Source organism: Streptomyces sp. NPDC000348 (genome assembly GCF_042898795.1).
In the GTDB taxonomy this organism is placed as follows: Bacteria; Actinomycetota; Actinomycetes; order Streptomycetales; family Streptomycetaceae; genus Streptomyces.
In genome coordinates this window covers 496,245-507,612 of record NZ_JBIAZD010000003.1, presented here as the reverse complement: position 1 = coordinate 507,612, position 11,368 = coordinate 496,245, and the positions used below count along the sequence as shown (strand labels likewise).

Annotated in this window: 7 protein-coding genes; 5 read left to right on the top strand and 2 right to left on the bottom strand. The window is 70.2% G+C overall.

Annotated features, from left to right (window positions below):
- Positions 1–443: 443 nt before the first annotated feature.
- Complete coding sequence (locus ACFY3N_RS09195) at positions 444–1,277, top strand: HAD family hydrolase (RefSeq protein ID WP_390815957.1); 834 nt, start codon at positions 444–446, stop codon at positions 1,275–1,277.
- A gap of 382 nt (positions 1,278–1,659) precedes the next feature.
- On the opposite strand, the gene ACFY3N_RS09190 is transcribed toward ACFY3N_RS09195, so the two are convergent.
- Entirely contained in the window at positions 1,660–2,484 is an 825-nt protein-coding gene (locus ACFY3N_RS09190; protein WP_390815956.1) for an oxidoreductase, read from the bottom strand.
- A gap of 101 nt (positions 2,485–2,585) precedes the next feature.
- Here ACFY3N_RS09190 and ACFY3N_RS09185 point away from each other — a divergent pair, with 101 nt between their 5' ends.
- A complete protein-coding gene (locus ACFY3N_RS09185) occupies positions 2,586–3,566 on the top strand; it encodes an ATP-binding protein (protein WP_390815955.1) in 981 nt (326 codons plus the stop codon).
- A 3-nt stretch (positions 3,567–3,569) separates the two neighbouring features.
- Here the strand turns inward: ACFY3N_RS09185 and ACFY3N_RS09180 are convergent, their stop codons facing one another.
- Complete coding sequence (locus ACFY3N_RS09180; RefSeq protein ID WP_390815954.1) at positions 3,570–4,838, bottom strand: hypothetical protein; 1,269 nt, start codon at positions 4,836–4,838, stop codon at positions 3,570–3,572.
- Between the two features lie 248 nt (positions 4,839–5,086).
- On the opposite strand from ACFY3N_RS09180, the gene ACFY3N_RS09175 reads away from it, so the two are divergent.
- From ACFY3N_RS09175 to nhaA, 3 genes are all read left to right on the top strand, one after another.
- Positions 5,087–7,528 (top strand): SulP family inorganic anion transporter, encoded by a 2,442-nt coding sequence (locus ACFY3N_RS09175; RefSeq protein ID WP_390815953.1) that lies wholly within the window; start codon positions 5,087–5,089, stop codon positions 7,526–7,528.
- Positions 7,529–7,724: 196 nt separating this feature from the next.
- Positions 7,725–9,680: an acetate--CoA ligase gene (gene acs / locus ACFY3N_RS09170; protein WP_390815952.1), complete on the top strand. Its 1,956-nt coding sequence runs from the start codon at positions 7,725–7,727 to the stop codon at positions 9,678–9,680.
- Positions 9,681–9,864: 184 nt separating this feature from the next.
- Positions 9,865–11,301: a Na+/H+ antiporter NhaA gene (nhaA, locus tag ACFY3N_RS09165; RefSeq protein ID WP_390815951.1), complete on the top strand. Its 1,437-nt coding sequence runs from the start codon at positions 9,865–9,867 to the stop codon at positions 11,299–11,301.
- Positions 11,302–11,368 lie beyond the last annotated feature (67 nt).

Sequence of the window (11,368 nt, the reverse complement as noted above, 5' to 3'; positions counted from 1 at the left end):
GGGTGAACTCGCGGCGAGCGTGCGCACAGGAATCACGGTGCAGCGATCCGGAAAAACATGTGGATCTTGGTCGATAACTGTGGACGAGTCGACGCCTGTGAATATCGCGGTCACCCACACCGGTGAGTCCCGCGCACTCCCTGTACGGCCCCCGCAGAGCAGTCCGACGACTACCGCCGGTAACTATTCATGCACATGACAGGCAGGGACGCACGTAGCGCCGGCGCGATGCCGTAACCGCGAGGAGAACGAGAAAAACCCACCCGGACATGCGACGACCCCCGCCGGGGGGGAGAGCGGGGGTCGTCCCCACGGCCGACTCGGGGGGGGAGGAGTCGGACCGGGTTAGCACGGTCGCGAACGATCCGTGACTTCCATGGTGTACCCGAGAGCCCTCTCAGGCAAACCCACACGCCCCACCTTACGCCGAATGGGCTGCGCCTATGCTCAAGGACGTGGAAAACCACTCGATGCCCCGCGCAGCCGCCTTCTTTGACCTGGACAAGACGGTCATTGCGAAGTCGAGCACGCTCACGTTCAGCAAGTCGTTCTATCAAGGCGGCCTGATCAACCGCAGGGCTGTCCTGCGCACCGCATACTCCCAGTTCGTGTTCCTGGCCGGCGGCGCCGATCACGACCAGATGGAGCGGATGCGCAAGTACCTGTCCGCGCTCTGCCGCGGCTGGAACGTCCAGCAGGTCAAGGAGATCGTCGCCGAGACGCTGCACGACCTGATCGACCCGATCATCTACGACGAGGCCGCCACCCTCATCGAGCAGCACCACACCGCGGGACGCGACGTCGTGATCGTGTCCACGTCGGGCGCCGAGGTGGTCGAGCCGATCGGCGAACTACTCGGCGCGGACCGAGTGGTGGCCACCCGTATGGTCGTCGGCGACGACGGGTGCTTCACCGGCGAGGTGGAGTACTACGCGTACGGCCCGACCAAGGCCGAGGCGGTCAGGGAACTGGCCGAGTCGGAGGGCTACGACCTGGCCCGTTGCTACGCCTACAGCGACTCGGTGACCGACGTGCCGATGCTGGAGTCCGTGGGCCACCCGCACGCCGTGAACCCGGACCGCGCACTGCGCCGGGAGGCCCTCGCGCGGGAGTGGCCGATCCTCGACTTCCACCGGCCGGTGCGGCTCAAGCAGCGCTTCCCCGCGTTCTCCGTACCGCCGCGCCCCGCCCTGGTCGCGGCGGCCGCCATAGGCGCCGCGGCGGCCACCGCGGGCCTCGTCTGGTACGCGAGCCGACGCCGCACGCCGGCGGCCTGACCGCCTGCCGCGCGGGCCGCGCCGCCGGTCGCACCCACCCCGCCGACGCCCGCTCGGCGCGGATGTGAGACCGGAGGCAAAGAAGCAGGAGGACTTCCGCTTGCTTCGAACCCGGAGTACAAAGGACTTAACGGCCCGCGAGACCAAGGACATCCGCGAGGATCACCTTCATCAACGCATGTGCGGCCCCACGGACCGAGCATGAACACCGGGAACCCACGCGACGTCGACCCGTCGATTACGGGCCAGCCGCACCAGGTGACGGGCGAAGTCCCCGACCTGATGGGCACATATCGAGGACGCTTGGTAACGCGGTGGACATGCCAGCGGCGGTACGAGTACTCGTACCGCCGCATCTCTGCCCGGCCCTTGTCCGGCCCTTCTACGCAGCCCCGCGCTGAAGCGCCTCGCACACGGCCGTCGACTCGCGTGCCCCCAGCTCGATCGCGCGCCCGCAATGGGCGATCCAGGCCGCCACACCCTCGGGGGTGCCGGAGACATAGCCCTCCAGCGCCCTGAGGTAGGCCTCCTGCCCCAGCTCGGCGTGTCCGACCTCGGCCGGGCAGACCGACTTGGGGTCGAGACCGCTGCCGACCAGCACGATGCGTTCGGCCGCACGCGCGACCAGGCCGTTGTGGGAGGTGAAGGGGCGCAGTGCGAGGAGTTCGCCGTGCACGACGGCGGCCGTCACCAGCGCCGGGGCGGAACCGCCCGTGATGATCACCTCGGACAGTCCGTCCAGCCGACCGTGCGCCTCCGCCGCACTCGGCAGAGCGAGCCCGATCAAGGGCTCGTCGACCGGCTCGCCCTCCTGGCGGGGCCGCCCCACCCGCTCGGCCTTGTCGGCCGCCGCGACCAGGTGCAGCCGGGCCAGGACCCGCAGGGGCGACTGCCGCCAGATGGACAGCAACTGCCCCGCCTCGGCGGTCAGCCGCAGTGCCGCACCCATCGTGCGGGCCTCGCCGTCGCCGCTGAAGTCGCTGCGCCGGCGCACCTCCTCCAGGGCCCAGTCCGCGCCCGACAGCGCCGCCGAGCCGCGGGCGCCGCGCAGCGCCGCCTCGGAGGTGATCTCGTTGCTGCGCCGCCGCATGACCCGGTGCCCGTAGACCCGGTCCACGGCCTTGCGCACGGACTCCACGGAGTCGGCCACTCCGGGCAGGGAGCCCAGGGCGGCGAGCGGGTCGGCGGTCGCGCCTGTCGTACTCATGGGTACGACACTACGCACCCCCGGCGCCCGCCCCACGAAGGAGTGGTCTTCTTCACGCCCGACTGTCACATACAGCTACCGATCCAGTACCTTTGGTGAACATGAAAATTGCTTTCGTAGGGAAGGGCGGCAGCGGAAAGACGACCCTGTCCTCCCTGTTCATCCGTCATCTCGCGGCCGTCGGCGCCCCGGTCGTCGCGGTGGACGCCGACATCAACCAGCACCTCGGGGCCGCGCTGGGCCTGGACGAGGCCGAGGCGGCCGCGCTGCCCGCGATGGGCGAGCACCTGCCGCTGATCAAGGATTATCTGCGCGGCACCAATCCGCGCATCGCGTCCGCCGAGACGATGATCAAAACCACTCCGCCCGGCGAGGGCTCCCGGCTGTTGCGGGTGCGCGAGGACAATCCGGTCTACGACGCCTGTGCGCGGCCGGTGGAACTCGACGGCGGGGCCGTCCGTTTGATGGTCACCGGCCCCTTCACCGACGCCGACCTGGGGGTCGCCTGCTACCACTCCAAGACTGGAGCGGTGGAGCTGTGCCTGAACCACTTGGTGGACGGCCCCGGTGAGTACGTCGTGGTCGACATGACGGCCGGCTCGGACTCCTTCGCCTCCGGCATGTTCACCCGTTTCGACATCACGTTCCTCGTGGCCGAGCCGACCCGGAAGGGGGTCTCCGTCTATCGCCAGTACAAGGAGTACGCCCGCGACTTCGGCGTCACCCTGAAGGTCGTCGGCAACAAGGTGCAGGGCCCGGACGACCTCGACTTCCTCCGCACGGAGACCGGGGAGGACCTGCTGGTGACAGTGGGGCACTCGGACTGGGTCCGGGCCATGGAGAAGGGGCGGCCACCCCGGTTCGACCTCCTGGAGGAGCCCAACCGGCACGCGCTGCGTCTGCTGCACTCGGCCACCGACGCGACGTACGAGTCGCGCGACCACGAGCGTTACACCCGCCAGATGGCGCACTTCCATCTGAAGAACGCCCGGTCGTGGGGCGACGAGCGCACCGGGACCGACCTGGCGGCCCAGATCGACCCCGGTTTCGTGCTCGGCGAGAACGTCACGGCGCCCGCCTGACGCTCAGCGCTTCCCGGCCGGGGACCCGGGCACCCCCTTGGGAGCCGGTGCGGAACCGTCGGACAGGAAGGACTTCCAGCCCTTCTTCGGGGCCTCACCGACGCCCAGCGTGCGCAGTTTCGCCAGGGTCTCCGGGTCCTGGGCGTCCAGCCAGTCCACGAGCCGGCGGAAGGAGACGCAGCGCACGTCGGACTTGGTGCACACCTCCTCGACGACCTCCTCGACGGCCCGCATGTAGGTGCCGCCGTTCCAGGACTCGAAGTGGTTGCCGATGATCAAGGGCGCCCTATTGCCCTTGTAGGCCCGCTCGAAGCCCTGGAGGAGGCCGTCCCGCATCTGATCGCCCCACATCCGGTGCTTGGCGGGGTTGCCCCGGGGGGTGCCGGACTGGTTGACCATGAAGTTGTAGTCCATGGTGAGCTGCTCGAAGGAGTGCCCGGGGAAGGGCACGAGTTGCATCGACAGGTCCCACAGCCCCTGCTTCTTCTTCGGCCACACCTGGTTGTTGACGCCGCTGGTGTCGTAGCGGAAGCCCAGGTCGCGGGCGGCCTTCAGGAAGTTCTTCTGTCCCTCCAGGCAAGGGGTGCGGGCGCCGATCAGCTCCTTGTCGTAGTCGAAGGGCAGCGGGGCCGAGTCCTTCATGCCGGTGTTGGTCTTCCAGGTCTTCACGAAGTGCTTGGCCTGGGCGATCTCGTCCTTCCAGTCCGCCACCGACCACTCGCCGACCCCACCGCCGCTGCCGCAGAAGTGCCCGTTGAAGTGGGTGCCGATCTCGTTGCCCTCGAGCCAGGCGAGGCGCAGCTGCTTCACGGTGTCGGCGATGCCCTCCCGGTCGTTGAAGCCGATGTCGGAGCGGCCCGGGGAGTGCTGCGGCGGGCGGTACAGATCGCGTTTCTCCTGCGGCAGCAGGTACACGCCGCTCAGGAAGTACGTCATGGTCGCGTTGTTCTCCTTGGCGACCTTGCGGAAATGCGAGAAGAGCTTCTGGCCGTCCTCGCCCGCGCCGTCCCAGGAGAAGACGACGAACTGCGGGGGCTTTTCGCCGCGCTTCAGCCGCTCGGGCCGGGGCAGGTGCGGCTGTGCCCCGGTGTACGCGGTGGAACCGTCGCCGATCAGCCGGACGACGTTCTTCGGCGCCGGAGCCGGCTTGCCCTTCTCCTGGTCACGCGCCTGCTCGCCGGCGCCGTCGGCGCCGGTCCCGCAGCCGGCGAGCGAGGCGACGCAGACCGCGACGATCACGGTGCCCGTGGCGATTCCGCGGGTGGCGGCCATCCGCCCACCTTCTTCCTTCTCTCGGGCCGAGCTCGATGAGGGCCTTGTCTGGTGCTGTGCCGGTCCACGCCGACCGCGCCGTCAAAGTCGCACGGAACGAAGAAGGAATTAATACGACAAGCCGATGAAATGGCTGCGTCACTCGCTGGAGTGATTGATTCATCCATTTGCCCGGAAAGTCTATGCCAGCCCTTTACTCTCAATTACGATCCGTTTACGGATTGTTGATGTCCGGGAGAGGAGAACCCATGTCAGCCTGCGTTCCCGCCCGCGCCGCCGACTCGGATCGGACCGAGCGCGCCCACCCGCCCCACAGCCCGCCGCCCACCGGCACCCCGCGGCCGCGTATCGCGGGAGCCGATCTGTCGGCCTCGATCGCGGTCTTCCTGATCGCCCTTCCGCTCTCCCTCGGCATCGCCCTCGCCACCGGCGCGCCGCTCCAGGCCGGCCTGGTCGCCGCCGCCGTGGGCGGAATCGTCGTCGGGCGGATCGGCGGCTCCCCGCTCCAGGTGAGCGGTCCCGCCGCCGGACTCACCGTCGTCACCGCCGACCTCATCCAGCAGTACGGCTGGCGGACGACCTGCGCCATCACCGTCCTTGCCGGAATCGCCCAGCTCGGCCTCGGCTGCCTGCGCGTGGCGCGCGGCGCGCTCGCCGTGAGCCCCGCGATCGTGCACGGCATGCTCGCCGGCATCGGTGTCACCATCGCCGTCGCCCAGCTGCACATCGTCCTCGGCGGCACCCCGCAGAGCTCCGTCCCCGACAACCTGCTCGCCCTTCCCGCCCAGTTGGCGAACCTGCATCCCGCGGCCCTGTCGGTGAGTCTGCTGACACTGGCCCTGCTGCTGCTCTGGCCCCGGCTCCCGGGCCGTGCCGGACGCGTTCTCCGCGCGGTTCCGGCAGCGCTCGTCGCCGTCGCCGGAGCCACCGCGGTCGCCGCCGCGGTCGGCCTCGTCCTGCCCAAGGTCGATCTGCCGTCCTGGCGCAACCACGCCCTGGCGGGGCTGCCCGAGGGACCCGTGCTCGGCCTCGCCGCCGCCGTGCTCACCACGACGCTGGTGTGCAGCGTGCAGTCGCTGCTCGGTGCCGTGGCCGTCGACAAGCTGGTGTCCGGCCGCCCCGGTCCCGGTCATGTCGGGCGCTCCGATCTGGACCGCGAACTGCTCGGTCAGGGCGCTGCCAACATCGTCTCCGGCTCGCTCGGCGGACTCCCGGTGGCCGGCGTGGCGGTCCGCAGCTCCGCGAACGTCAAAGCGGGTGCCGTGAGCCGGAACTCCACGATGCTGCACGGCGTTCTCGTAGTGATCGCCACGCTGCTGCTGGTCCCGCTCCTGGAGCTCATCCCGCTCGCCTCGCTCGCCGCCCTGGTGATGGCCGTCGGCATCCAGATGGTGTCCCTGCACCACATCCGCACGGTGACCCGCCACCGCGAAGTCCTGGTCTACGCCCTGACCACCCTCGGCGTCGTGTCCTTCGGCGTCCTGGAGGGCGTGGCGCTGGGCATCGCCGTCGCCGTCGGCGTGGCCCTGCACCGGCTCACCCGCACCCGGATCACACACGAGGAGAAGGAGGGAGTCCACCACGTCCACGTACGGGGCCAGTTGACGTTCCTCGCGGTGCCACGGCTCAGCCGGTCCCTGCACCTCGTACCCCAAGGGGCCGACGCGGTCGTGGCGTTGGACGGGTCCTTCATGGACCACGCGGCGTACGAGACGCTGCAGGACTGGCAGAGCACGCACACCGCGCGGGGCGGCACCGTCGAGATCACCGGCCGCCGCGCCGGGCTCCGGATCGCCGAACCCGCGGCCCTCGGCTCCGGCCACCCGTCCGACGGGAGCGAAGAGGCCGGCGCGTCCGGCGCCGACTGCCGCTGCCGGCCCTGGACGGCCTGGCGCAACCACCAGTGCGAACGCCCGCACCCCCTGCCGGGCGGCGATCCACGGCCGGACGGGACCGACGGAACGAAGAGAGCGGACGGAACGGCCGGAACCGCTGAAGGGGAATCGGAGCCGGCCCAAACCGGCGGCCACGCACTGATCCGCGGCATCAGCGCGTTCCAGCGCAACACCGCTCCCCTGGTACGCGGTGAGCTGGCCCGGCTGGCGCGCGAGGGACAGCGGCCCGCACAGCTGTTCCTGACCTGTGCCGACTCCCGGGTGGTCACCTCGATGATCACGGCCAGTGGTCCGGGAGACCTGTTCGTGGTACGCAACGTCGGCAACCTCGTACCACCGCCCGGCGCGGAGAGCGGCGACGACTCGGTGGCGGCCGCCATCGAGTACGCCGTGGAAGTGCTGGCGGTCCGGTCGATCACGGTGTGCGGGCACTCGGGGTGCGGTGCGATGCAGGCGCTGCTCGACACCGGCCAGGACGGAGCCCGCACCCCGCTGAGACGCTGGCTGCGACACGGCCTGCCGAGCCTGCAGCGCATGGGCGACGCCGACGGGCCCCCGTCGCGGCTGGCCGGGCGGGCACCCGCCGACGCGGTCGAGCAGCTCTGCCTGACGAATGTGGTGCAGCAGCTGGAGCATCTGCGCGCCCACGAACCGGTGGCCCGGGCCCTGAAGGACGGGGCCCTGGAACTGCACGGCATGTACTTCCACGTGGGTGAGGCCCAGGCGTATCTCCTCACCGAGCGGGACGAGGAGAAGGTGTTCGACCGGGTGCGGTCCGCGGACCTGTCGGTGTGAGGGGGCCGTCCGGGTGTGAGAGGCGTTACACACCTTGAACCGGCCTGCTCCGAGCCCCGTGGGATGGGGTGGCGCACCTCGCGCCACCCCACCCGACAGGTCTAAACCAATTTCCCGTCGGCCCTTGTCAGCGCACCCCTGGGTCTGATGAGCTGTGGCCTGGGACACAACGGACACCCTGGGAAAGGCAGATGCCGTGAGCAATGAAAGCCTGGCCAACCTTCTGAAGGAGGAGCGACGTTTCGCGCCCCCCGCCGACCTGGCCGCCCACGCCAACGTCACCGCGGAGGCGTATGAACGGGCCAAGGCTGACAGGCTCGGCTTCTGGGCCGAGCAGGCCCGCCGGCTGACCTGGGCCACCGAGCCCACCGAGACCCTGGACTGGTCGAACCCGCCGTTCGCCAAGTGGTTCAAGGACGGCGAGCTCAACGTCGCCTACAACTGCGTGGACCGGCACGTGGAGGCCGGGCACGGCGACCGGGTCGCCATCCACTTCGAGGGCGAGCCGGGCGACAGCCGCGCCATCACCTACGCCCAGCTCAAGGACGAGGTCTCCAAGGCCGCCAACGCCCTGCTGGAGCTCGGCGTCCGGCAGGGCGACCGGGTCGCGGTCTACATGCCGATGATCCCGGAGACCGCCATCGCGATGCTGGCCTGCGCCCGCATCGGCGCCGCGCACTCCGTCGTCTTCGGCGGCTTCTCCGCGGACGCGCTCGCCACCCGCATCCAGGACGCCGACGCGCGCGTCGTCATCACGGCCGACGGCGGCCACCGGCGCGGTAAGCCCTCCGCGCTCAAGCCGGCCGTGGACGAGGCGGTCGCCAAGGCCGGCACCGTCGAGCACGTCCTCGTCGTCCGCCGCACCGGCCAGGACGTCGCCTTCACCGAGGGCCGGGACGTGTGGTGGCACGACCTGGTGGAGCGGCAGAGCACCGAGCACACCCCTCAGGCGTTCGGGGCCGAGCACCCGCTGTTCATCCTCTACACCTCGGGGACGACGGGTAAGCCGAAGGGCATCCTGCACACCTCCGGCGGCTACCTGACCCAGACGGCGTACACACACTGGTCCGTCTTCGACCTCAAGCCGGAGACCGACGTGTACTGGTGCACGGCCGACGTCGGCTGGGTCACCGGTCACTCCTACATCGTCTACGGCCCGCTCGCCAACGGCGCCACCCAGGTGATGTACGAGGGCACGCCGGACACCCCGCACCAGGGCCGCTTCTGGGAGATCGTGCAGAAGTACGGCGTGACGATCCTCTACACGGCGCCCACCGCGATCCGCACGTTCATGAAGTGGGGCGACGACATCCCCGCCAAGTTCGACCTCGGCAGCCTGCGCGTGCTGGGCTCGGTGGGCGAGCCGATCAACCCCGAGGCGTGGATCTGGTACCGCAAGAACATCGGCGCGGACCGCACCCCGGTGGTGGACACCTGGTGGCAGACCGAGACCGGCGGCATCATGATCTCGCCGCTGCCGGGCGTGACCGACGCCAAGCCGGGCTCCGCCCAGACCCCGCTGCCCGGCATCGCCGCGACCGTCGTCGACGACGAGGCGAACGAGGTGCCGAACGGCGGCGGCGGCTACCTGGTCCTCACCGAGCCGTGGCCGTCGATGCTGCGCACCATCTGGGGCGACGACCAGCGGTTCATCGACACCTACTGGTCGCGGTTCGAGGGCAAGTACTTCGCCGGTGACGGTGCCAAGAAGGACGACGACGGCGACATCTGGCTGCTCGGCCGGGTCGACGACGTGATGCTGGTGTCCGGCCACAACATCTCCACCACGGAGGTCGAGTCCGCGCTCGTCTCGCACCCGTCGGTCGCCGAGGCCGCCGTGGTCGGCGCCGCGGACGAGACGACCGGCCAGGCGATCGTCGCCTTCGTGATCCTGCGCGGCACGGCGGCCGAGACCGAGGACCTCGTCGGTGAACTGCGGGGCCACGTGGGCGCCACCCTCGGCCCGATCGCCAAGCCCCAGCGGATCCTGTCGGTGGCCGAGCTGCCGAAGACCCGCTCCGGCAAGATCATGCGGCGCCTGCTGCGGGACGTCGCGGAGAACCGCCAGCTCGGCGACGTCACCACCCTGACCGACAGCACGGTCATGGACCTCATCCAGGCCAAGCTGCCCCAGGCGCCCGGCGAGGACTGAGCGCGCACCGGCCGGGCACGGCCGGACGACGGCACCCGGCGCGCCCCCGCGCCGGGTGCCCCGTGTGCTCCTGGTGCACCCTAGGAGCCCGTTAGCTAAACTAAGCAAAAAGCTGTCTCATGGGGCGCCGGGAAGTCTGGTCGGCACGCGATTCGTGCTGCCCGCCGACCAGAGGAACTCCCCCGTGACCACGCCCCGCACCCCCAGCCCCCGCAAGGTCTTCGGACGTCTTTCCCTGCCCGAGCGGACATACGTCGCGGACGCGCTGCGCACCGAGACCGTCGGCGGCGTCCTTCTGCTCCTCGCCGCCGTCGCCGCGCTGATCTGGGCGAACGTGCCCGCTCTGCACAGCAGCTACGAGAGCGTCAGCCACTTCCACTTCGGCCCCGGGGCCCTCGGGCTCGACCTGTCCGTGGCGCACTGGGCCGCCGACGGACTCCTCGCGGTCTTCTTCTTCGTCGCGGGCATCGAACTCAAGCGCGAACTCGTCGCCGGTGATCTGCGCGACCCCAAGGCCGCCGCGCTCCCCGTCGTCGCCGCCCTGTGCGGCATGGCCGTACCGGCGCTGGTCTACACGCTCACCAGCGGCGTGGGCGGCGGTTCGCCGGCCGGCTGGGCCGTGCCCACCGCCACCGACATCGCCTTCGCGCTCGCCGTGCTCGCCGTCATCGGCACCTCCCTGCCGAGCGCGCTGCGGGCCTTCCTGCTCACCCTCGCCGTCGTCGACGACCTGTTCGCGATCCTGATCATCGCGGTCTTCTTCACCGACGGCCTGGACTTCGCGGCGCTCGGCGGCGCGGTCGCGGGCCTGCTCGTCTTCTGGCTGCTGCTGCGCAAGGGCATACGCGGCTGGTACGTGTACGTGCCGCTGGCACTGGTCGTGTGGGCGCTGATGTACAACAGCGGCATCCACGCCACCATCGCCGGTGTCGCCATGGGCCTGATGCTGCGCTGCCACCGCCACGAGGGCGAGGAGCACTCCCCCGGCGAGCACATCGAGCACCTCGTCCGGCCGCTCTCGGCGGGCCTGGCGGTCCCGCTGTTCGCCCTCTTCAGCGCCGGCGTGGCGATCTCCGGCGACGCCCTCACGGACGTGTTCACCCAGCCCGAGACGCTCGGCGTGGTGCTCGGACTGGTCGTCGGCAAGACGCTCGGCATCTTCGGCGGCACCTGGCTGACGGCACGCTTCACCAGGGCGTCGCTCAGCGACGAGCTCGCCTGGGCGGACGTGTTCGCGGTGGCGACCCTCGCCGGGATCGGTTTCACCGTCTCGCTGCTCATCGGGGAGCTCGCCTTCGAGGACGACGCGTCGATGACCGACAGCGTCAAGGCCGCCGTCCTGGCCGGCTCGCTGATCGCCACCGCCGTCGCGACGGTGCTGCTGAAGATACGGAACGCCAAGTACCGCAGGCTGGCCGAGGAGGAGGAGCGCGACGAGGACCTCAGCGGCATACCTGACGTCTACGAGCAGGACGACCCGGCGTACCACCTGCGCATGGCGGAGATCCACGAGCGGAAGGCCGCGGAGCACCGGCGGCTCGCCCGGGAGAAGGCCGCCGAGCGGGACGCGCTTGCCGAAGTGACGGGCGGGGCAGGCGAGGAGCACGACGGTCCGGCATGATCTGACGAGACGGTACAAAAGACTGAACCGTACGCGCGGACACCCGCACGTACGCAGAAGAGGGAGA

What these genes read in the sequence shown, in the direction of transcription:
- ACFY3N_RS09195 (WP_390815957.1), top strand. Translation starts at nt 444, where the DNA reads ATGCTCAAGGACGTGGAAAACCACTCGATGCCCCGCGCAGCCGCCTTC.
- ACFY3N_RS09190 (WP_390815956.1), bottom strand. Translation starts at nt 2,484, where the DNA reads ATGAGTACGACAGGCGCGACCGCCGACCCGCTCGCCGCCCTGGGCTCC.
- ACFY3N_RS09185 (WP_390815955.1), top strand. Translation starts at nt 2,586, where the DNA reads ATGAAAATTGCTTTCGTAGGGAAGGGCGGCAGCGGAAAGACGACCCTG.
- ACFY3N_RS09180 (WP_390815954.1), bottom strand. Translation starts at nt 4,838, where the DNA reads ATGGCCGCCACCCGCGGAATCGCCACGGGCACCGTGATCGTCGCGGTC.
- ACFY3N_RS09175 (WP_390815953.1), top strand. Translation starts at nt 5,087, where the DNA reads ATGTCAGCCTGCGTTCCCGCCCGCGCCGCCGACTCGGATCGGACCGAG.